The 20,304-nt window shown below is 36.4% G+C and carries 26 protein-coding genes, 3 pseudogenes and 1 riboswitch; of the genes and pseudogenes, 7 read left to right on the top strand and 22 right to left on the bottom strand.

Annotated features, from left to right (window positions below; all coding sequences use genetic code 11):
* Window positions 1–71 precede the first annotated feature (71 nt).
* From H9648_RS07740 to H9648_RS07715, 6 genes are read right to left on the bottom strand one after another with little or no spacing between them, the layout of a single operon-like run.
* Window positions 72–260 (bottom strand): hypothetical protein, encoded by a 189-nt coding sequence (locus tag H9648_RS07740; protein WP_191753335.1) that lies wholly within the window; start codon window positions 258–260, stop codon window positions 72–74.
* A 51-nt stretch (window positions 261–311) separates the two neighbouring features.
* Window positions 312–1,562, bottom strand: a complete 1,251-nt coding sequence (locus H9648_RS07735; protein ID WP_191753334.1) for an ABC transporter permease — start codon at window positions 1,560–1,562, stop codon at window positions 312–314.
* Window positions 1,555–2,484: an ABC transporter ATP-binding protein gene (locus H9648_RS07730; protein ID WP_191753718.1), complete on the bottom strand. Its 930-nt coding sequence runs from the start codon at window positions 2,482–2,484 to the stop codon at window positions 1,555–1,557. The genes H9648_RS07735 and H9648_RS07730 overlap by 8 nt, the downstream gene beginning before the upstream one ends.
* A 6-nt stretch (window positions 2,485–2,490) precedes the next feature.
* Entirely contained in the window at window positions 2,491–3,120 is a 630-nt protein-coding gene (locus H9648_RS07725) for an ATP-binding cassette domain-containing protein (protein WP_191753333.1), read from the bottom strand.
* Window positions 3,117–3,524 carry a GntR family transcriptional regulator gene (locus H9648_RS07720; RefSeq protein ID WP_066394544.1) on the bottom strand — a complete coding sequence of 136 codons (408 nt, stop codon included), beginning with the start codon at window positions 3,522–3,524 and terminating at the stop codon, window positions 3,117–3,119. Before H9648_RS07720 ends, H9648_RS07725 begins: the two co-directional genes overlap by 4 nt.
* A 20-nt stretch (window positions 3,525–3,544) precedes the next feature.
* Entirely contained in the window at window positions 3,545–4,270 is a 726-nt protein-coding gene (locus H9648_RS07715) for a hypothetical protein (protein WP_191753332.1), read from the bottom strand.
* A gap of 230 nt (window positions 4,271–4,500) precedes the next feature.
* Here H9648_RS07715 and H9648_RS07710 point away from each other — a divergent pair, with 230 nt between their 5' ends.
* Entirely contained in the window at window positions 4,501–4,965 is a 465-nt protein-coding gene (locus H9648_RS07710) for an SRPBCC family protein (protein WP_191753331.1), read from the top strand.
* Between the two features lie 30 nt (window positions 4,966–4,995).
* On the opposite strand, the gene H9648_RS07705 is transcribed toward H9648_RS07710, so the two are convergent.
* The 12 genes from H9648_RS07705 to H9648_RS07650 form a co-directional block, all read right to left on the bottom strand.
* Window positions 4,996–5,556, bottom strand: coding sequence for an AAA family ATPase (locus tag H9648_RS07705; RefSeq protein ID WP_191753330.1), 561 nt, complete (start codon window positions 5,554–5,556; stop codon window positions 4,996–4,998).
* Between the two features lie 257 nt (window positions 5,557–5,813).
* On the bottom strand, window positions 5,814–6,728 hold the full coding sequence (locus H9648_RS07700) for an alpha/beta fold hydrolase (protein ID WP_191753329.1): 915 nt from the start codon (window positions 6,726–6,728) through the stop codon (window positions 5,814–5,816).
* Between the two features lie 31 nt (window positions 6,729–6,759).
* Entirely contained in the window at window positions 6,760–7,686 is a 927-nt protein-coding gene (locus H9648_RS07695) for a GNAT family N-acetyltransferase (protein WP_191753328.1), read from the bottom strand.
* A gap of 35 nt (window positions 7,687–7,721) precedes the next feature.
* Window positions 7,722–7,916: a DNA-directed RNA polymerase subunit alpha C-terminal domain-containing protein gene (locus H9648_RS07690; RefSeq protein ID WP_191753327.1), complete on the bottom strand. Its 195-nt coding sequence runs from the start codon at window positions 7,914–7,916 to the stop codon at window positions 7,722–7,724.
* Between the two features lie 44 nt (window positions 7,917–7,960).
* A complete protein-coding gene (locus H9648_RS07685; RefSeq protein ID WP_191753326.1) occupies window positions 7,961–8,308 on the bottom strand; it encodes a DUF3147 family protein in 348 nt (115 codons plus the stop codon).
* On the bottom strand, window positions 8,299–8,712 hold the full coding sequence (locus H9648_RS07680) for a MarR family winged helix-turn-helix transcriptional regulator (protein ID WP_191753325.1): 414 nt from the start codon (window positions 8,710–8,712) through the stop codon (window positions 8,299–8,301). The genes H9648_RS07685 and H9648_RS07680 overlap by 10 nt, the downstream gene beginning before the upstream one ends.
* A gap of 393 nt (window positions 8,713–9,105) precedes the next feature.
* Window positions 9,106–9,372, bottom strand: a complete 267-nt coding sequence (locus H9648_RS07675) for a DUF4176 domain-containing protein (RefSeq protein ID WP_191753324.1) — start codon at window positions 9,370–9,372, stop codon at window positions 9,106–9,108.
* A gap of 85 nt (window positions 9,373–9,457) precedes the next feature.
* The gene (locus H9648_RS07670) at window positions 9,458–10,168 is read right to left on the bottom strand and encodes a hypothetical protein (RefSeq protein ID WP_191753323.1); all 711 of its coding nucleotides are present in this window, start codon (window positions 10,166–10,168) and stop codon (window positions 9,458–9,460) included.
* 20 nt (window positions 10,169–10,188) lie between these two features.
* Entirely contained in the window at window positions 10,189–11,556 is a 1,368-nt protein-coding gene (locus tag H9648_RS07665) for an LXG domain-containing protein (protein WP_191753322.1), read from the bottom strand.
* A 17-nt stretch (window positions 11,557–11,573) separates the two neighbouring features.
* On the bottom strand, window positions 11,574–11,849 hold the full coding sequence (locus tag H9648_RS07660) for a YwqI/YxiC family protein (protein ID WP_191753321.1): 276 nt from the start codon (window positions 11,847–11,849) through the stop codon (window positions 11,574–11,576).
* A gap of 23 nt (window positions 11,850–11,872) precedes the next feature.
* Window positions 11,873–12,223, bottom strand: a complete 351-nt coding sequence (locus H9648_RS07655) for a YwqH-like family protein (protein WP_191753320.1) — start codon at window positions 12,221–12,223, stop codon at window positions 11,873–11,875.
* Window positions 12,224–12,389: 166 nt separating this feature from the next.
* On the bottom strand, window positions 12,390–12,647 hold the full coding sequence (locus H9648_RS07650; RefSeq protein ID WP_191753319.1) for a hypothetical protein: 258 nt from the start codon (window positions 12,645–12,647) through the stop codon (window positions 12,390–12,392).
* A gap of 125 nt (window positions 12,648–12,772) precedes the next feature.
* Between H9648_RS07650 and H9648_RS07645 the strand changes: the two are divergent.
* From H9648_RS07645 to map, 5 genes and pseudogenes are all read left to right on the top strand, one after another.
* A pseudogene (locus tag H9648_RS07645) lies at window positions 12,773–13,057 on the top strand (ArsR/SmtB family transcription factor).
* 97 nt (window positions 13,058–13,154) lie between these two features.
* Window positions 13,155–13,556: pseudogene (locus H9648_RS07640) on the top strand (DMT family transporter); the annotation flags it as partial.
* Window positions 13,557–13,620: 64 nt separating this feature from the next.
* A complete protein-coding gene (locus H9648_RS07635; protein ID WP_225218799.1) occupies window positions 13,621–14,046 on the top strand; it encodes a DMT family transporter in 426 nt (141 codons plus the stop codon).
* 195 nt (window positions 14,047–14,241) lie between these two features.
* Window positions 14,242–15,156 carry a heme o synthase gene (cyoE, locus tag H9648_RS07630; protein WP_191753318.1) on the top strand — a complete coding sequence of 305 codons (915 nt, stop codon included), beginning with the start codon at window positions 14,242–14,244 and terminating at the stop codon, window positions 15,154–15,156.
* Between the two features lie 116 nt (window positions 15,157–15,272).
* Window positions 15,273–16,019: pseudogene (gene map, locus H9648_RS07625) on the top strand (type I methionyl aminopeptidase).
* A gap of 144 nt (window positions 16,020–16,163) precedes the next feature.
* Here the strand turns inward: map and H9648_RS07620 are convergent.
* Window positions 16,164–17,405, bottom strand: coding sequence for an MFS transporter (locus H9648_RS07620; protein ID WP_191753317.1), 1,242 nt, complete (start codon window positions 17,403–17,405; stop codon window positions 16,164–16,166).
* A gap of 166 nt (window positions 17,406–17,571) precedes the next feature.
* On the opposite strand from H9648_RS07620, the gene H9648_RS07615 reads away from it, so the two are divergent.
* On the top strand, window positions 17,572–18,000 hold the full coding sequence (locus tag H9648_RS07615) for a MarR family winged helix-turn-helix transcriptional regulator (RefSeq protein WP_191753316.1): 429 nt from the start codon (window positions 17,572–17,574) through the stop codon (window positions 17,998–18,000).
* 36 nt (window positions 18,001–18,036) lie between these two features.
* On the opposite strand, the gene H9648_RS07610 is transcribed toward H9648_RS07615, so the two are convergent.
* The 3 genes from H9648_RS07610 to H9648_RS07600 form a co-directional block, all read right to left on the bottom strand.
* Complete coding sequence (locus H9648_RS07610; protein ID WP_191753315.1) at window positions 18,037–18,900, bottom strand: 5'-methylthioadenosine/S-adenosylhomocysteine nucleosidase; 864 nt, start codon at window positions 18,898–18,900, stop codon at window positions 18,037–18,039.
* 165 nt (window positions 18,901–19,065) lie between these two features.
* Window positions 19,066–19,169, bottom strand: a riboswitch (purine riboswitch).
* Between the two features lie 71 nt (window positions 19,170–19,240).
* Window positions 19,241–19,801, bottom strand: coding sequence for a GNAT family N-acetyltransferase (locus tag H9648_RS07605; RefSeq protein ID WP_191753314.1), 561 nt, complete (start codon window positions 19,799–19,801; stop codon window positions 19,241–19,243).
* Window positions 19,802–19,819: 18 nt separating this feature from the next.
* Complete coding sequence (locus H9648_RS07600) at window positions 19,820–20,290, bottom strand: HIT family protein (RefSeq protein ID WP_225218798.1); 471 nt, start codon at window positions 20,288–20,290, stop codon at window positions 19,820–19,822.
* Between the last annotated feature and the right edge of the window lie 14 nt (window positions 20,291–20,304).

Raw genomic sequence — 20,304 nt, 5'->3', positions numbered from 1 at the left:
ACTGTCAAGACACTTAAATTCAAAAAAATGTGACTGATTTATTCAGTCACATTCCATTTATAAGTTTCGGGTTATGAAACAAAATCACATCTCAAAGTATTTCGATTCACTTGTATATACTCACCTGTTGATTTATTCATTACTTGTGACACTTTACTGGTATGCGTTATCTCAAACCAATCATTTTGTACATCCACCAATATTTTTATTTCAACTTCACTTTCTCCATATTTTAAACCACTAAAAGACAATTTTGTCATCGTCATCATTCCCTGTTAATGAATTTAATGAGTTTTCTTAAACAATTTGTTTTAGTAACGCAGCCACTTCCAGATCTCACTTGGTGTTGCATTTTTTCCATAAAGTAAAATCCCTGTTTTAAATACCTTTCCTGCTAATTTCATCAACAGCCAAATACTAGCTAACAAGATAACTAATGCAATAATGATCTCAACCCACGGCCATTGATCCAATAAGGATAGGCGAAGGATAAGGATGCTTGGAGATGTAAGTGGAAAATATGTGGCAACTTGGGCGATGATGCCGCTTGGGTTTGCCAAGATAGGGCCGATAAATATGAGTGGAAGAAACGGCAGCATCATCACGATTCCTTGAAAATTGCTTGTAGCTGTCATATCTTCAACCGTTGCACCAATACCAACGAAAATAGCAGCAAACATCAAGTAACCTGCAATAGAGATCGCTAGCAATAGCAATAGTTCAGGTACAAAGAGATATTCTACGATCGGGAGCTCATATCTCCATGCTGCAATCGGAACAACAAGTAATAGCCAAGTCCCTACTTGAACGAGCCCTAATATGAAATAACCGATAATTTTCCCTTGCATTAAGTCTCCAGGTGTTACAGAGGATAATACAATCTCTGCTACTTTTTCCTTCTTTTCTTGAGAGGCACTCTGAAAGATCATCATACCTGTCATAACGATTGAAAAAAGGACGATACCAGCAAATGCGCCTGGAATAATGCGTTCCATTGAGCTGTCATCCGCACTCTGTTTGTCTGACGGATTCTCAGCGCCTGAACCAGCTTTTGTTGAAGCGTCTTCTGACTTGATCTCTATTCCTTTTGTTATCGATTGAACGACTTCTGGTGACAGATTTAGCTGATCATATTTCACCTGACGCAGTGGAGCTTCTAGAAATTGCACCTCACTTGAAAAGGTTTCAGGCATCTCATTACTAATGAAGACCTTCACTTCTCCTGTTTTTATTGCATTCTCGGTCAACGCCACGTAAGCTTGGTTGTCGGATGTTTCTATCTTTTTAAGTATCTTTTTTGAATCATTTGTAACTTCTTCCATCTTCCAAGATAAATCTTGAGATTTGACCAACGAATTAACTTCATCAAAAAGATTTAGTTCATCTTTCACATAAACTGTTACGGTCTCTGAATCAGGTTCTCCTTCCAGCTTTTCAAGGAGTGTCGGAAAACTAGCGAACACGATAAATAATAGCGGTGTCAAGAGTAGTGATATGATAAAGGATTTATTTTTCATGTTCCGCTTAAGTTCCCACTTAGCTACTTTCCAGCTGTTACGCATGCTTCACACCTTCTTTCACAATCATGTTTTTATCAGAAGCGATATCAATAAAAATCTCATGCAATGATACACGATCGATTATTAATTCATATACATTCAACTCTCCTGGCAGCTCTCTAAGCCAGGTTGGAATGTGAACGTCTTGCTCTAAGTAAAGAATCGTTCGATCATCTTTACTCTCAACGCGATGAACAGATGGGATATTACGCAACAGTTCTTCAGGATTGTCACCTATAATCGTACATTTGAAGTTTGCGTATTCTCTCTTTACATCTTCCATGGCACCATAAATCACTTTCTTGCCTCGATGTATCATAAATAATCGATCACATAATTCTTCGACCATATTCATCTGATGAGAAGAAAGGAGAATCGCTGTGCCATTGGCTGCAAGTTCTTTAATTTCTTCTTTAAATACCTCTTGGCTTACAGGGTCAAGACCTGAAAACGGTTCATCTAGAATTAGCAGTTCTGGTTCGTGAATAATCGCCGCGATCAATTGAACTTTTTGCCCCATCCCTTTGGACAGCTCTTCTACCTTTGTATTCTCTTTACCAGCAAGTCCGAATTTCTCTAAATACTCCAGAGCACGTTTCTTCGCCTTCTTTTGTGGATAATCTTTAAGTTCAGCGAAATAAAGCAAGATATCCATCACGTTTACGTTTTTATACAAACCTCTCTCCTCAGGTAGATAGCCTATTTTATGACGAGGAATTTCAGAATTCCCATGAAAATGAATGGATCCTTCATCTGGATACATAATGCCCATAATGTTACGGATCGTTGTAGATTTCCCTGCACCATTTGGCCCAAGAATCCCCATGATCTCACCACGATGTACTTCAAAAGAGATTTCCGAAATAATTCTCTTATCTTTAAACGATTTCCCTAATCTCTCTACTTTTAATATGCGTTCATTCATCATCTCTTACCTCCCCATTAGCATGTAAGTTATAATTTCTTCTACTTCTAAAACCTCTGATTGCATAATTTTTATCTCGTTTTTCTTCAAGTATGTGTCAGTTTGTTCTACATCATTAGAAATGAGCAAACGATCGTTCAACCGGTCGATCTCACCAGGAATCCTTTCGATCCCCAATGCATCTTCAAACCAATAGCGCTTATATCGAAAAGCTAATTCTTCTTTTTCATATTTACCCATGCCTTTAGACATTTTTATGAACCTTTTATTGAGATCAATTTCAAACGTCTTTACAAGATTCATAAACATTTCTTGATCCCAATTTTTATACCAGGGTGCCATTAAATCTCTTAGATGATTACCAGTTAACAAATCACAACCTAGAACAGATTGTGGTTGATATGCAACTTCTTGTTTCCAATGTTCACTGGACTTAATATTTGTTCCAAAATGCAACAATAGGCCGTTGTCCGGTTTCACTAGGTTCATCATCATTTTTATGAGTGTGCTTTTCCCTGCACCGTTGTTGCCAATTAGTGCCGTAATCGTACCGAGTTCAATATCTAAATCTATTGGACCAACTGTGAAATCATCCACTGTTTTCTCAACTCTTTCAATTTGTGTACAAAGTTTCATTCACTACCACCTCGATCGTTATCTTTAAGTCTTGCTAGCACTTCTTCAAACACAGATCGAATTTCATCTACTGAGTAATTGTGTCGAAGAGCGGTTTCTACACCTTTTTCAATCGCCTCAGATACAGATGATACTGCTAACTTCTCCATTTTTTTTACCTCCACTTCAGCAACGAAAGTTCCTTTTCCTTGCGTTGTTTTGATAAAGCCTCCGTACTCTAAATCTTGATAAGCCCGCCGAGTAGTAATAACACTGATCTCTAAGTCTTTTGAAAGTGCTCGAATGGAAGGGAGAGGTGAACCTGCTGGTAACTTACCACTAACAATTAGTGCTTTAATTTGTCCTTCTATCTGGTGGTAGATGGGAACCCTGGAATCTCTAGAAAGCTTAATAGGAAGTTCCATTTAAATGCTTCCTCCCTTCTTTACTGAAAATAATCCAATTTATTTATATGTTTTTTCATATATCTCATCCAAAATACAACACTTACACCGGCTGCGAATACGGATATTACAGATGAAACGATGGGCCATTTGCTTGCGAGCAAAATGGTAAGTCCCACTAATCCATGACTCGAGAGGTAAGGAACAGCGAATAATAATAAGGTGAAACTTCCTAATAAAACTACTGCGTAAAACGCCATCTTCACATTCGTGACTTTATCTCCTGAATCACTTGCGGGATATACACTTCCATAACAGATCCCAAAGCTCAGCCAGATGAGTGAAAATGCTATAAACTCAAGGGGCGGTAACGTTTGTCGCAATTCAGGAGCAAAGCTATACATGATCACTAATACTGCTAGATGGAACGGAAGTGAGTAAATAAAATAAATAATAAATCGGCTTCTTACCACAATCTCTCTTGGAATAGGAAGTTGGTTAAGAAAGACTGTAAACGGCTGTGCCCACATATCGTCAGCGATTCTTTGATACTGATATTCCTTCGGTTTAGCCCATATGGCTGCAACACCAAAAGTAACTAAAAAGAAAATATCATAAAGCATAAAGTGTTCTTCTAAGTACGAACTAATGGACATCGTCAAGAAAAACGAATATGGCGCTAATAAAAAAAGTAAGATTAAAATACTTTTCTTTGAATGTATTAATTCAAATTTTGATAGCCGAAATGCTTGTTGCCATCGGTTCATAAACATCATCCACCTTTTTGAAACTGTTATAGTGTTTATATCTATATACACACCATATAACATTGGTGATGATTTTCCCACCCTAATTTCAAAAAATATACATGTAACATTTTGTTCTTTATGTGAAGCATTGTAATTAAAATTCTATAGAAGCGTTGTTCCTAATAACTAATTCTTCTATAATAAAATGAAATAAAACCATGCAGAAACGTACAAAGAAAGGAGAAAATATGAATAAGTCTATTAACTTGAATCCTGTCGTACGCACAGAAATGCTTATTAGGAAACCAGCTAACCTCGTATTTGAAGCTTTTATAGAGCCTGACATCACTACAAAATTCTGGTTTACTAAAAGCAGTGGAAGACTATCAGAAGGAAGAAAAGTTTTGTGGGAATGGGAAATGTACGGAGTGTCCGACGAGATTTATGTTAAAGAATTAGAAACAAATAAACGCATTTTGATTGCATCTTCCAATGGAACAACAGTGGAGTGGTCATTTACTTCTCGCAACAATAATGAAACTATGGTTAACATCACAAATGCTGGTTTTACCGGCAATGGTGATGAAGTACTAAACCATGCCATTGATGCAATGGGAGGATATACAATGGTATTGTGTGGGCTAAAAGCGTATTTGGAACACGGCATCCAATTAAACCTTGTGGCAGACAAAGCACCAGATTTTCACGTATAAGCAGCAAAAAAGGACCTCCGAGGTCCTTTTTTATAAGCTAAATGTATATTTTATTTGTGCAGCTACTTCATCAGGGTTTAAATTTTCGTTGTTGATTCGAAGATAATTTTCTCTTTTTATCTCTCCCTCTTCAGAGTTCAAACGGTACTTTTCCATCGATGTCTTTACATCATTTTCTGACCACTTAATATTTCTTTTAGAAGGTTTATGGTCTAACCTATGAGGAGTAGTGTTTCTTTGGAGCCTTGTCTCTAGATCAGATTCAAGTTCGACAAAATAGATCTCTGCACCCTCCTTCTCAAATACCTGACAAACACTTTCAACAAACTCCCAATCTTCCTGATAATTGAAAGCCCAAACATATGTAAAAATCATCCCATACTGATCGCTCTGCGCAAATGTCTGAAAGATCTCTGAACGAAATAAGTTTACCAGTCTACGCCCTTCCTCAGAACCATATTCAAAAAATGGTGTAACAAGGTCGATCGTCATATGGTTATGGAACAGCTTTAACTTTGTAACCTTCTCTAACTCATGTCCAACAGTCATCTTCCCAACCGCTTGTGGACCAAATAATAATACAAGTTTCATTGTTCACCTCTACCTATTAAAAATTGTTTATCCTATTTTTTTTACAAACCCCACTAGAAAAGTAGTATTACTTACCTATTTATGTCACGCTGACTCTTACGAAGTTCAGTTATCAGAAGAACATTCAGCCTATATGTGGGAAAAAAAGAAGAATTAACTTTACATCTACCACAAAACATTATAGAAAACTTATTCAAAACAGAAGCGACGTCTATAAGATAAAATTTAAAATGAAGACCACATATATGGTCTTCCAATTACAATTTTTGCAAATATTCAATGATAATTTGCTTAAACTTATCTGACTCCTCGTAATGAGGAGTGTGACCACTTTCTTCAAAGATAAAGATTTCTCCGTTAATAGCATCTCGCTCGAACACCTCAAAATGTTTATCACACGTACAAGCATCATATTTTCCAACGAGTAACAACATCGGATTTTCAACAAACTTAATGTCATCTAACAAAGAATCAAATATCTTGCCTTCCTCTCTTAACAAATTGTAGTGGTGCTCTGAACGGTCATAGAATTCGTCCCATTCTTCCTCAGAATAAAATGAATAATAATCAGTTGGGTTATTATGATTATGCCGATAGATCTCCATACGGTTCTCACCTAACTCATCACTCAACTTCATATATTCTTCTGTTAATTCACGAATGGAATGATCTCCCTCAGCAAGGAGCAATCCTTTTTCGTATCCCTCATGTTGCCCATACTTCTTAAGTAAATGAGCAGTCTTTCTAATAAGACTTCTGGATGTTAGTTCAAAATCAAAGGTAGGTCCTTCAAAAATCACTTTCTCTATGGAATCAGGATGCTGCCGAACATAAGCTAGTGCTAAAAAACCACCAAATGAATGACCGATGAGTGACCACTTTTTTATATGTAAATGCTCTCGGAGAGCTTCACAATCATCAATCAAATCTTGAAATCCAAATGGTTCGTCCTTTTCTATGTTTTCAGAACGACAAACGCCTCTTTGGTCAATTAAGATAAGATGAAAGTGTTCTCCTAATCTCTCTGCTTGATGATAAGAAAAATCATTACAACTCTCTCCAGGACCGCCGTGAAGATAAAGGATAGCTGGTTTATCATTTGAACCGTACCGTTCTACGTATAACTTTTTTTCTCTGATTACGATTTGTTGACCGTTTAGTTGCTGAATCATTTGTTGATCTCCTTTTGTTCTTTCAGTGGTCTTAGCTTTTACTAGATTGATAGTACAAGTGAAGCAATTCTTCAACAGGAATGTTATCAATTTTCATACCGGTAATATCGCTGTTTTCAATCTCAACATGTTTAAGGTCACAATTTATTAGTTTGGAACCAGTAAGATCGCACCTTTCAAATATAAGTGGGGTAGTTTTGTCACCAAGGTTCGTATCTAGGAATCGCGCACCACTTAACGTGACATAAATGAATTCACTATCTGATAAATTCAAATCGGCAAACATCGTTTTTCTAAAGTTAATATTTTGAAACTTAGAATGACTTAAATTGCAATTGCTCATATGTATATGGCTCACATTACTATTACTCACCGAACTGCCTTCCATCGTAACTTGGTAAAATTCAGAGCGACTTAGATCAGAGTTTTCAATTTGTTTATAAGATAAATTTTGATCCTTCAACATACTCTCATGTTGCACTGGCTGCTTAATATGTTTTACAAAGCAATATTCTTCTTCACCTTCAAAAGTCACAACATAACCCATCTTTTTATAAAAGTGATGGTTATTAAGCTGTCTGCTCGATGTCTCTAGATCCCAAGCTCTTACAAATGGAAATTCTTTTTCAATCAAGTTGATAACTGCAGATCCAATCCCGTTACCTTGATGTTCTGGATTAATAAAAATCCGATCAATCCTTCCGTATGACTTTCCTGAAATTGTGGCTATGATTCCTCCAACAAGTAAACCATCGTACATTACTTTAAAATATTCTAATTCTCTAATCATATATTTAGTCATTTCAACAGATGTGTATCCAGGCGGCTGAATATTATAATCGATGATGTCACGGTTCGAAATCCACTTCTCCGCTTCATAATCAAAGGTTTTTTTCATAATTGCTGTTAAATGTACCGCATCGTTAACTGATGCTTTTTCGAGTGTTGTCTGTAACATGTAATCGTTCTCCTTTTTATATATAAAACAATGTACTATTTCTTAAATGACAGTCCTCTTTCTTGCAATGCAGCAAAGAGCTTCTCCATCGCTTTTGGACCCATACCATGTAATTTCTTTAAATCTGCTTCCCTCCAATTTGTTAGTTGTTCGATTGTCGAGATGCCAGCAGATGTTAAAGCTCTTTCAGCGGGTTTGCCTAATTTTGAAGGAAAGTTTGTGTTTTGCATTTTTCCACCTCTTTTAAAGATACTTAGTTGACCATCAACAATCCTCAAACAATGTTTTTCACAAATTTAAAAGCCACCTCTTGAAGCAAAATACATAGTAACCAACCGCTTATACCTAAACCTAAGCACGCGATTAATGAGAATGAATGCTTTAATGAAACATAAACGATAATCAATAAAACGGCAGTCGCCGGGAACCCCCAAAGAACTCCAAGTGCAAAATTGCTTAACGTTTTGGTTTGCTCTCCTTGTACATAAAGCCAGATGATGCTTAACAAACTAACGAGTGGGAGAGCAGCTACCATTCCACCAAAGCTAGGAAACCTTCTAGCAATTTCGGTAACAGCTGCTATTACTCCTGCAGAAATTAGGATTTTCATGATTACATACATGATTTCGCACGCTCACTTAGTAGTTTGAATGCCTTTGAGATTAACTCCTTTTCAACTTCATCCATATCACTAAAAATATGATTCAACTTTTCTTCATCTAGGCTCGTATTCTCATGAAGTACGTTTTTCCCAAAATCCGTTAACTGCAGAATGACTTTTCGTTCATCATTCTGATCACGTTTCTTTTCTATATAGTTCTTATTAATCATTCGCTTCACATGCTCAGAAGCCGTATTGTGAGAAATCTCGAGGTGAGTTGCCACATCATTCACAACTACCCTATCTTTCTTATCAATTAATTGTAGTATTCGTACCACTTGATGAGTAATTTTCTCCCCGTGAGGGTAGTGCAAGTGAAAATAGATATCTGTCCAATATTGATTTAACTTTGACGAACTAATCATGATAACCACCTCTTTTATATCGTTATTAAAGATTATATCTTATCATACGATATGAAAGAAAGGTTTATATTACTCCGATAAAAGATAACACTCCAAAAATAAAGATAATTAAAAACAAACCGATTCCACTAAAAGCAGTAGTTCTCCAAAATCCTTTTGTACTAATTAAAGCCGTAAACAGCGCTAATACAACTCCAATTAATAGAATGATAAACCCTGCTTCACTTAAATGATTTTCAATTTTCTCTTTAATTTGATCGCCTTTCCTATTTTATTAATTTTTAAAATTTTCACTAAACCAATGTTGGTTTTCATAAAGAAATGGTTCCAAAAGTAAAAAAATTAGATCATTCAAATACACGAATGATCTATTTCTATTAATATTATCAACTATTAATTTACGGAGTTTAAAACCAACTGAAATTCTTGTTCCTCTTCGTTCTCATATCCTCTAAAAATAATTTCTTCAATATCTGAATGGTTAAAAACATATGTATGTTCTTCATTGATGTGTCCCTCAGGATATGGAACCGAAATATAATCATATTGTATTTCTTGTTCATCAACCACAAGTTGTTTCCTGCCGTAAATCATTAATTTTTTATTTCCTCCTGTAAGTAACACTATTGAGCCGTTAGGTAAAAGGTTTTGTATTTTCATTAACTTATCTCCTTTTCTATTAATCTATCAAGACTATGCCACTCTACTCATAATTAAAGAATGAATATGATAGCAATAATTTATTTTAAATTTTTTTTGCATTTAATTTTGAAGTCTTTGACTTTGACAGCTTAACTAAGTGTATATTTGACTTTATAAACAGGTATCTATGGAAAAACTTCACTGAAATATCTGTAAAGAATATCAAAAGTCCTGAGTACATAATTATCATATAACTATGAAGCAAAGCAGATGATTGGTTCATTAGAATATGAACGATTATATATCCAGCAGGTACCGACCAAGTAAATACTTTATTCCAAATCAAACTGCTATTATTCTTATTTACATCGATTTGAATAGAGGAAAACTTATTATTTTTTTTATAAATAAAAACGAGAATTAAAACAACATAAGCAACAAGTGAAATTATGTAATATAAAGGAGAATCAATATTTAATAACCAATAACTCATTTTTTGGGTTAAAACGAAATAGCAGAACGATCCTACAGCACCTAAAAAACCTAAATATAGCAAACTCTCAAATTCAGTTTCAGATGGGTTTTTGATTAATAACCGTATTGCCCAAACATTAATGAGGAGAATTAAGGGGAGGGTTATAAATAACACTTCCTCAATATATGGGAAAAGTAAAGGCATAATAATTACTAAATCAAGCCCAATAAACGTAAATGCCCCTATTATTTGTTTTATTTGAAATGAAGCAAAGAAGGTTAAATGTTCCTTGAATGCATCAGGTAAATTTCTAAATTTAATGTTTTCATCAAGTTTCAACTCTAAAACCACCTAATAATTTATTTAAACCAACTAGCAATTGTTTTAACGCCTTTTTGAACTCCATCTTTTATTTTATCAGACGCACTTTTTTGATCTTTTCCTGTTTTTATTCCTTCAAACGCAAAAGTTATAGCCGAAGAAATTATTAGACCAGCAGCTGCAGCTACTAGTACTGTTCCACCAGAGGCAACCACTGCAGAAACAAAAACTGCACCTGTGCCCAGTGACACTGCACCTAGACCTACATCTACACCAGCATCCCCAACAATTTTAGAGGTTGATTCATCGTTCTTTATATTTTCATATGCATTTTCAGTAGTTGTTATACCCACTCCTAACCATGAAAGTCCACCCTTCATAGTGGTTTTTACTATAGATCCTGGCTTAACATGCTTAGCTATCTCAGGTGTATTTCCTCTTTTTAATTGTGAATCAATCCAATTTTTATGATACTTTTTACCTTTGATATTCTCTACTTTTCCATTTTTTACGTGAAAGTTATCATTATGTTTTGAAATACCGAAACCTTTTACTTGAGTATTATAAGCAGACTTCGCAAACGCTGCTCCTTCTGTTAAAGTTCCAAACGCATTACCTGCGGAATTTACAGGAGCAGATAAATCAAGAACTGCCCTTGGGTCATCACCAGGAAGTTCCTTTTCCCACCACTCTAATTCTTTCTCTTTTACTGGATTATTAAGCTTTGATTCTTTTGATTTTGAATTTCCATTCCCTACTTCAGATTTATTCCGGCTCCACAATTGACCTGGTTTATAACTAGCTAGACTTAATTGACCGCTTTGAAACATTGATTCGATTTGTTCAATAAATTGGTTCATTTTAAGTATCTGTTGTTCAATTGAACTAAGAGCATTGGTTTGCATTAAATCAAACTCTATTAATTTCTCTATTGTTTGAATTGATGATCTGTTAGCTTCTTCTACTTGATTAACAAACTCTGATTCGTTAAGCCTAGGAAGAAAGACGATATCACTGACACTTTGCATACTTTGATTGGCATCTTGAGTTAATTCAATTGTATTCTCTTTAACTTTTCGCAAACCGTTTCTTAATTCATTTTCTAAAAAACTTTGCCTGATAAATGCATTGGGAGAAGCATCTAGAGATTTTAACGCACTTTGAATATTCTTTAACGTGTTTCCGTAGTTCGTTAAACATGAAATACAAAAGGTTAGAAATGGCTCATGACAATCTTGGAAGAATCCCCTTATTGAGGTTCCTCCTTTTCCTTTTAGAGAATCTTCTAAAGAAACAAGTTCATTAATTGCAGACTGGATTTGTCTTAACTGATCTGTAAAACTAGACAAAATTAAATCTAACTCATGTACCCCATTGTAAAGGGAGTCAGCATTAAGCGTTTTCATTAATTTCCATTTCCTCCTTACCTTTGTATCATAGTTGTTACTAGTCCCTCATCGGTCTCTTGCATCATTTTTACAGATTTCTGAGTACCTTCTAAATTCTTTATTATTAATTGTTGATAAGTCATTAAAGTTTGTTGAAGAATTTGATTTAAGCTATTTAATTTGTCTATTGATTCTAAAACATTACCTTCTCCTAAAGATTTAGGTGTATTTGGCTTCAATGATTGAACAGCAGATTGGATTTTGGACAAAGACTCTTGAACATCACTATACTTAATTCTGATTTCACCCAAGTTAATCACTCCTTAAGATTACGTTAACTTTTTATACTAGCTTGTTTAGCTACAGAAATTGAGTCCTGAATAGATTTAATCTCAGATTGAATATCCATAATCTTATTACTAATCACACTAAAAACAGATTCAAATTGATTATTTTCTATATCTTCGTACTCTATCAACATTCTATTTTCTCGAATATCTTCAAATTGATTTGCTAGCATTCCAGTCCAAGTTACAGAAGATAATTCAGGATTTAAACACAGGTATTTGTCATTCTGAAATGCTTGTTGATGTTGTTGCATTTCACTTTGACATCTATTCAAGCGTTCCAACTGTTCCTCTTTAATCCTTAACAAACTATATAGGGATGATAAATAAGGATCCATGAAATTTCACCGCCTTACACTAAATATTCATATAGGCACTATATCACAATTAATTGGATATTTTTTCTACTTTTACAAATACCCTTCAAAATTAGGACTTTAAACCTTATTTTAATATTTTCTAGTAGTAAGAACGTTTTAATTTAAAGTGAAGTTATGAAAACATTTAAACTTGTTCAACTTTTCTTAAGTATTTAGTAAAGTAAGCCCCCAACAGTAAAAGAACAACCGAAGTTCCCCAGCTCCAGATTCCTAGGAAATCAAACCAGTAGGCTAAAAGATTAACTATCGCGATTAAGAAAAAACAAATCGATGTTAATGCCGTCCTCAGACCTGTTATTCCTTGTGAACGCCTTTGTCGTATGACATATGTAATGGAGAAAATCAACGTAACAAGAACTAGAATCGATAATATGGATTCCATCTTTACTTCCCTCCCATTTGTTTTCTACATAATATTACGATTCAAGAAACTAATTTGTTTCATTTTTTTCCAATTTTAACGAGTGTTTACAAAAAGATCTAGAAAAGCCGATTAGAATAAAAAACATGAACAATCCTATCGATGTATTTAAGGCGCTTTCCAACGACATTCGCCTCGACATTCTGAAATGGCTCTAAGAACCTCTACAACACTTTGATAAACGTACTGCTCATCTTTCAAAAACGATTAATGAGAAAGTCGGTATCTGTGTGGGAGATATACAGGAAAAAGCGAATCTTTCGCAATCCACTGTATCCCAATATTTATCGATGATGCAGAAAGCTGGTTTGCTTGAATCAGAGCGTCATGGCAAATGGACGTACTATCGGAGAAACGAAAAAAACATTTAAGAGTTAGCTACCTATCTGAAAGAAGAATTATAGGTTCTTCTTTTTTTGTTTTTTATATCGATAATTTTAAATATGTAAATATGAAGGAGTTTTGTTTATGAAGATATGGACTTATCTTTTAGCACTACTTGCCGGAGTCTCTTTAAGTTGAAGGGGCGATCTACGGAGAACTAGGCAAAACGATTGGAAAATTAGAAAGCAGCTTTTACAACTTTTTTGTTGGTGCCATTATTTTAGGAATCGTCGTTCTGTTTTTAGGTAAGGGTTCCCGCCAAAGTGGGAACTTTCTGGTGGAGTCCTAGGTACCATCTATCTGACAATCTTAATTATATCTATACCGATTGTTGGCGTTGGAATAGCAATGATTTCTGTCATCATCGGTCAGATGGCTATGAGTATGCTTATTGAGCACAAGGGCTGGTTAGGGAGTTCAAAAGCCCATGTTAACAAAGAAAAACTTATTGCAGTGGCTCTCATGACATTCTCACTGCTGCTCATTACTAGAAAGGAAGGGATTACAACATGCAATAATAATTCTTCTAGGATCAGTCATAGGTGGCGTGTTGCTTAGTGCTCAATCCTCTATTAACGGAGCATTCAGTAGAAAATCAGGTACGTATGAAGCTGCGTTTTTTACGTTTTTCTCAGGAGCTCTCCTATTAGCCATTCTTATTCTTTTCTTTGGTGAAGGTAACATCTTAAAGGTCTTTGAAGCACCAAAATGGCAGCTAGCAGCCGTTTGGTTCGGGGTTGGTTACTTGTTTTTAACGGTGGTTGCAGTTCCTCGTATTGGAGTCATCGCTACAAATATTGCAACGGTCATCGGCCAGCTATCTTCAGGTATGGTTATTGATCATTTTGGATTTTTTGGAGGGCTATCCGTTCCTTTCACTTGGGAACGCATGCTCGCGATCCTTTTGATGTTAGTTGCACTCCGTTTTATTTATGTCGGTAATAAAAAACAAAGGAATGAAACAGAGCGATTATAAGCTACGTAAGCGTTTGTATCACATTTCTATCACATAAACCTCACAGAACGTTCACAAAACCTTTGTGTAAAGTGTATTAAGGTGTTCTATTATTTGAACTGGGAATTCATTTAGTGCTTTAATAGAAGTGGATTTAAGGTTACACTATATGGATAATATAGAGAGAGAATTATTGTGAAGATGGTGTCTTATAGTATGGAAAAAACGTTGAAAGTAGAAAAACAAAAACGGTCAGCGATTCTGTCACAAACTGTGAAAACGGGAATCATTAAGTCTAACCTCGTTCCTATGTTTGCCGGACTTACGCTGGCATTATATACGTACGATATTGATCCTGGCACTAAGTTGCTTGATGTTGTATTCGCATTGATCGGAACCATTTTAGTAATAGGTGCTGCTGGTACGTTAAATAATGTATATGACCGCGATATTGATGCGATCATGGAAAGAACGAAGAGCCGGCCTACGGTTACAGGTGAGATCGATACGAAATTTGCTATTACACTCGCTGGTATTATGGCTGTGCTTGGTATTATCGCCCTTGCCTTCACTACACCGCTTGCGGCATTATTAGGTTTCTTAGGTCTTTTCTTTTATGTCGTTCCTTATACGATGTGGACGAAACGAAGAACGATCTATAACACGGAAGTAGGCAGTATTTCAGGTGCGATGCCTCCACTTATCGGTTGGGCAGCAATGACTGGGACACTTGCACACCCCGCGATTGCAGCACTCTTCATCATCCAGGTCATTTGGCAGATGCCTCACTTTTATGCCATCGCCATTCGCCGTCATGATGAATATAAGGCGGCTCGAATACCGATGCTTCCGGTTGTAAAAGGGGTAAAAAGAACGTATACACAAACCAATATCTATCTTGTGTTACTGAGTTTAACAAGCTTCTTGTTTCTACCATTAAGCCTAGGCTTAACGTTGGTGGCACTTCTTATGAATGTTGGATGGCTCGTGCTAAGTATCTATGGCTACAAGAAAAACAAGGATTCTGAGAAATGGGCAAAGCTGCTCTTTATCTATTCTCTAATCCATATGACGATTCTGTTTTCTACAGTTATCGTCTACTCGTTAGTTGGTATTTTTATATTAAATTAGAGAAAAGGTTCGGTATTATTCCGAACCTTTTTCATTTGTAGCACAATATTTCATTTTCTAATTATTTTCCATTACAATAATGAAATAGAAATCTGACTTGAAAAGAAGGGATTTACATGATTCATTTGAAATCAGCTCGAGAAATTGAGCTTATGCACAATGCTGGAAAATTGCTAGCGGCCGTTCACAAAGAAATCGCTAAACGAATCCGACCAGGTATCACAACGCTAGAGATTGATCAGTTCGTTGAAAAGTTCTTAGCTGAACATGGGGCAACCCCTTAACAAAAAGGATTTCACGGTTATCGATACGCAACATGTGCTTCCATTAACGATGAGATCTGTCATGGGTTTCCGCGTAAACAGCCTTTAAAAAAGGGTGATATCGTAACCATTAATATGGTCGTCAATCTAAAAGGCGGATTAGCCGACTCTGCTTGGACCTATGCTGTTGGTGATATCTCGACAGACAAGCAACGTTTGCTAGACGTAACTAAAAACTCCTTATACAAAGGCATCGAGCAAGCCGTCGTTGGCAATCGTCTAGGTGATATTGGACATGTCATCCAAAGTTATGCTGAAGCAGAAGGTTATTCTGTAGTACGTGATTTTACAGCTCATGGCATCGGCCCTACCCTTCACGAAGATCCTATGATTCCTCATTACGGCGAACCGGGAAAAGGCTTGAAACTGAAAGAAGGTATGGTTATTACAATTGAACCGATGATTAATGAAGGTGCTTGGCAACGTAAGATGGACAACAATGGCTGGACAGCTAGAACCATTGACGGTAAGCTATCAGCTCAATATGAACATACACTTGCAATCACTAAGGATGGCCCTCTTATATTGACCGAGCAGTAAGTGCTTGGCATCGGCCGCTAGAGTTGAACGGTCTCGAGGATTGCAGACTCGTGGATTCATGCCTTAAACTCCTGGATTCATTTATTCCCCACAATCATAAAAGCCTGCTCCAACTATCGGAGCAGGCTTTTTCACTACTATTTTTTAATGGGCAGTGTCTTTTCTATCTACGTGCGCTAGATGTTTGTAGTTCCATCCGATGAATATGATTGATAAAAATACGAATCCTGCAGCTACATAAAACGGTAGATGTGGATTAAAGATCTCAGCAAGTTTTGCCGCCATATAAGGAGATATTGCCGCTCCTAAAAACCGAAGAAAACTATACGCTGCTGATGCAGTCGACCTTTCAACAGGTGCGGCTTCCATCACAGCTGTTGTTATTAAGGTATTTGTATTACCTAATATCGCTCCAGCAAAAACGATCGCTGAAATGATCACCCATTGAGTTGAAGTAAATAATCCCATGATGACAAGATCAGCTACAAACAAGAAAAGCATAATCGCCATAGATTTTACCGTTCCGAACGTTCTCTCAAGCTTTGGTGCCATGAATACCGAAGTAATCGCTAGCAGTGTTCCCCAGCCTAAGAACACATAACCTAATCCCTTCGGATGTAAGCCAAGAACAAATGGTGCGTAAGCCATGATCGTAAAAAAACCAATGTTATAAAGTGCCGCAACGATTCCCAGTACTAAGAGTGAACGATGTTTCATCGCTTTAAACGGAGCGGATAGTGGTGTTTTTTTCTTTTTCACAGCTAACTGCGCATTCGGTTTAGGCATCAAAATCAAAAGAATCATGAATGCAAGAATCATGAGAGTCGAAACTCCTAAAAAAGGAGACCTCCATGAAATACTACCTAACGTCCCACCAAGTAAGGGTCCGATTGAGATTCCTAAACCTACGGCTGCTTCATATAAAATAATTGCCTTAGCTGTTCCGCTGCTTGAAAGAGATACGATCGCAGCTAGTGCCGTTGCTACAAATAGTGCATTTCCTAGTCCCCAACCTGCGCGGAGTCCCACTAATGTCCAGATGTTATCAGCAAAACCTCCTAGCGCAGATACTGTCGCTATTATAAATACCCCAGTCAATAATGTCCCTTTATTGCCAAGTCTAGAAGAAACCGTGCTTGTTATAAGCATGGCAAAAGCCATCACTGCATTATAACTCGTATAAAGTAACGTCACTTCACTTTGGGAAGCTTGAAGATTTTCAGCGATCGAAGGTAAAACAGGATTGACCAAGCCCATTCCCATGAAAGCTGTTATACAAGCGAAAAAAACAGCCCATACGGAGATCGGCTGATGAAATAAACTTTGTTTATCGAGCGAAACTCCTGAAACCTTAGCTCCACCAACACTTTGTGTGTTTGTTGACATCCTCACATCTCCTTTATATTTTATTATTCTTGTAACTTATTGTATAATACAACTATGTAATTGTATAGTACAACTATTTGATTGTCAAATTATGATTCTGTTGTTGAATCGTGCATGAATCGGTTATCATGTTGATAGAGTTTTGTATATAAAGGTGGCAAAAACGATGAAAAAATCCATACTTGAAAAGATCGAACTTGAGATGGCTGTCCTTGTAAGGCGCGTCACTTCGATTACATCCAAAAACAAAATCGGAAATCTAGACAGATCAGCCTACCTCCTTCTGCACCAATTATCTGTTCATGGACCTCTTGGTGTGAAGACCCTCGCTGAAAATTTGCAGCTCGATACATCAACCGTTAGTCGACAAGCTGCAGCACTTGAGAAAAAGGGATATGTGTACAAAGTTCCTGACCATGTGGATCGTCGAGCTTACTTCCTACAACTAACAAAATCAGGTACAGAAGATTTTAATGAGTACAAAAAAGCTCGACTTGATCGTTTTGAAGTACTTACAGAGGATTGGACAGATGAAGAACGAGAGCAGTTTGGTCATCTGCTGAAAAAATTCAATAAGGCTATTCTAAAAAAATAAACCCCGCTAAATTTGGTTAGCGGGGTTTTCCTTATGCTATTTACCTTTTTTCATAGAGATGTATTTCTTAACCACTTCGAATACAAAATCTTGATTCGCAGCTGCTGTTGTAGGATCATATTGACCGCCATTTATCTTATTGTTTGAAAGCACACGAATGCCGAGGAATGGCACATCATACGCTTTGGAAATTTGTGCAGCTGATGCACCTTCCATCTCTTCAACAGAAGTTCCGAAGTTCTCATGGAACCATTTGATACGATCAACTTCATTGTTCCAAACGTCTGCAGAACCGATCGTACCCTCTACAACTTTCCCTTTTGAATACTTATCCTTTACAGCATGAGCAGCTTTTAAAAGCTTTGCATCGCCTTCAAAATAACGGGCTTTTTCTGCATTCGGATCTTCACCGGCACTTCCTTCTGATGCCATGAGGTCCATTGGAATCCATGATGTAGGGTGAATTCCTTCATTTGATTCTTTGTGAGGCGTCTTTAAAGATCCAAGATTAACCGTTCTTTTTCCTAGAACGATGTCAAATACGTTTAAGCTCGGATCATGTCCACCAGATGTACCTTGATTAATGATGGCTGCAGGTTTATATTTTTCGATAGCAATAGCAGTAGCTGCTGCCGTGTTTTCCATGCCCTTACCTGTTTTGGCCACAATTACCGGATAGTTATTTAATGTTCCTTTATAAAAAACAAAGTTCCCAGACTTTTCTTCTTTAACGTTCTTTAAGCGTTTTGCAAAATTCTCAGCCTCAATCGGCATCGGCCCTTGAATGATAATCGGTCGTTTTGCTTTTTCTTTTCCAGATTCTGTTTGTTTGAAATTATATCCAGCTAACGCGGATAAAATTAAAACAGCTGCGATTGCTAATAATCCGTATTTTTTCATTGAATATTACCCTCCAGATGTCACGGATTACTCCAATATACTCAATAAAAAAAGCCTAGAGAAAGTATGTTCTACCTCTAGACCACCAGAGTCAAAGTATCTTTAAACAAAGTAATATTGCTAAATTAACGGCTGTTGTACTTATTCTTCAAAAGGATAACTACTCAACCTGATACTTCAACTCGTAGTCCAGTTCTTTCATTGGGAACCGGGTAGAAACACTCAGACCATATTACCGAGCATATACGAGTAATTCGTTTTTATGTATGTTACTTTGATAATATAACAATAATAATTTTTATTTTCAACATAAAACTTAACATTCAATTATTTTTTTTGTTTAATGTTCGGGTTTGAAATGAATTTCATCACCTTTTAGCAAAGAATAGATGTATAGATCATCAAATTTGCCACATGTGTATTCATAATGTCTTAACAATCCTTCTTTAAGAAAACCAACCTTCTCTACTAGACTCTGTGATGAAATATTATTGGGCTCTATTAGTGCTTCGATTCGTTCCAATTTCATATGTTCAAATCCATATGTTACGACTGCTTCTAACGCTTCTCGAGCAACACCTTTTCCCCAATATTCTTTATTCAATTCAAACCCTACTTCTGTGCGAAAATGCTTATCATTTCTATTCAGAAATCCACAGCTTCCGATTACTCTATCGGAATTCTTTAATGTGATTCCCCATCGAATCCCGGTTTGTTCTTTTAAGATAGAATGATACCACTCTATTTCTTCATAAACCGCTTCAACCGTTTGATAAGGTTCGAGGCCCATATGTTTTACAACTTCAGAGTCCGATAGATAAGAAAACATATCCCTCGCATCATCCTGAGATACCTTTCTTAAGATCAAACGGTTCGTTTCAATTTTAGGATGATCACTCATTTCATTCATTTCCTTTCTTTAACGAATTGTCACAGAAACCAATTTGCTTAGTTCTGCAAATAAACGGTTCTTCATTGCTTCCAACTCATCTTGTGACGGTCTTATTTTATCAGAGAACATCTCTTTTCTATCTACCCACCATACAGGACCTTTTACAGGCGAGTCGTTTTCTCTTCGAGGAAACAAATGCCAGTGAAGATGAGAATCACCATTTCCTAATAATTCATAGTTTAATTTTTCAGCGTTAAATGCGTTATAAACCGCTTCAGCTACTATACTCATCTCATGTAAGAACGTCTTCTTCACTTCTGATTCTAAAAAATGCAGTTCTGTCTTATGTTGTTTTGAAAGAAATAGCGTATATCCTTTAAAATATTGATGATCTCCAATCACGACGAAACCCGTCTCTAGCTCTGCTACAAAATATGGATTTGTTCCGTTTTGGATCATCTCAATCCGTTCACAAATTAAACAACCTGTACCGTTCATTCTTATGACCTCCT

It is taken from the genome of Fictibacillus norfolkensis, from assembly GCF_014836645.1.
GTDB lineage: Bacteria > Bacillota > Bacilli > Bacillales > Fictibacillaceae > Fictibacillus > Fictibacillus norfolkensis.
This window is presented reverse-complemented; position numbering and strand designations above follow the sequence as displayed.

Coding starts and splice junctions, on each gene's coding strand:
- H9648_RS07740 (WP_191753335.1), bottom strand. CDS start 260: ATGACAAAATTGTCTTTTAGTGGTTTAAAATATGGAGAAAGTGAAGTT.
- H9648_RS07735 (WP_191753334.1), bottom strand. CDS start 1,562: ATGCGTAACAGCTGGAAAGTAGCTAAGTGGGAACTTAAGCGGAACATG.
- H9648_RS07730 (WP_191753718.1), bottom strand. CDS start 2,484: ATGAATGAACGCATATTAAAAGTAGAGAGATTAGGGAAATCGTTTAAA.
- H9648_RS07725 (WP_191753333.1), bottom strand. CDS start 3,120: ATGAAACTTTGTACACAAATTGAAAGAGTTGAGAAAACAGTGGATGAT.
- H9648_RS07720 (WP_066394544.1), bottom strand. CDS start 3,524: ATGGAACTTCCTATTAAGCTTTCTAGAGATTCCAGGGTTCCCATCTAC.
- H9648_RS07715 (WP_191753332.1), bottom strand. CDS start 4,270: ATGAACCGATGGCAACAAGCATTTCGGCTATCAAAATTTGAATTAATA.
- H9648_RS07710 (WP_191753331.1), top strand. CDS start 4,501: ATGAATAAGTCTATTAACTTGAATCCTGTCGTACGCACAGAAATGCTT.
- H9648_RS07705 (WP_191753330.1), bottom strand. CDS start 5,556: ATGAAACTTGTATTATTATTTGGTCCACAAGCGGTTGGGAAGATGACT.
- H9648_RS07700 (WP_191753329.1), bottom strand. CDS start 6,728: ATGATTCAGCAACTAAACGGTCAACAAATCGTAATCAGAGAAAAAAAG.
- H9648_RS07695 (WP_191753328.1), bottom strand. CDS start 7,686: ATGTTACAGACAACACTCGAAAAAGCATCAGTTAACGATGCGGTACAT.
- H9648_RS07690 (WP_191753327.1), bottom strand. CDS start 7,916: ATGCAAAACACAAACTTTCCTTCAAAATTAGGCAAACCCGCTGAAAGA.
- H9648_RS07685 (WP_191753326.1), bottom strand. CDS start 8,308: ATGTATGTAATCATGAAAATCCTAATTTCTGCAGGAGTAATAGCAGCT.
- H9648_RS07680 (WP_191753325.1), bottom strand. CDS start 8,712: ATGATTAGTTCGTCAAAGTTAAATCAATATTGGACAGATATCTATTTT.
- H9648_RS07675 (WP_191753324.1), bottom strand. CDS start 9,372: ATGAAAATACAAAACCTTTTACCTAACGGCTCAATAGTGTTACTTACA.
- H9648_RS07665 (WP_191753322.1), bottom strand. CDS start 11,556: ATGAAAACGCTTAATGCTGACTCCCTTTACAATGGGGTACATGAGTTA.
- H9648_RS07655 (WP_191753320.1), bottom strand. CDS start 12,223: ATGGATCCTTATTTATCATCCCTATATAGTTTGTTAAGGATTAAAGAG.
- H9648_RS07650 (WP_191753319.1), bottom strand. CDS start 12,647: ATGGAATCCATATTATCGATTCTAGTTCTTGTTACGTTGATTTTCTCC.
- cyoE (WP_191753318.1), top strand. CDS start 14,242: ATGGAAAAAACGTTGAAAGTAGAAAAACAAAAACGGTCAGCGATTCTG.
- H9648_RS07620 (WP_191753317.1), bottom strand. CDS start 17,405: ATGTCAACAAACACACAAAGTGTTGGTGGAGCTAAGGTTTCAGGAGTT.
- H9648_RS07615 (WP_191753316.1), top strand. CDS start 17,572: ATGAAAAAATCCATACTTGAAAAGATCGAACTTGAGATGGCTGTCCTT.
- H9648_RS07610 (WP_191753315.1), bottom strand. CDS start 18,900: ATGAAAAAATACGGATTATTAGCAATCGCAGCTGTTTTAATTTTATCC.
- H9648_RS07605 (WP_191753314.1), bottom strand. CDS start 19,801: ATGAGTGATCATCCTAAAATTGAAACGAACCGTTTGATCTTAAGAAAG.
- H9648_RS07600 (WP_225218798.1), bottom strand. CDS start 20,290: ATGAACGGTACAGGTTGTTTAATTTGTGAACGGATTGAGATGATCCAA.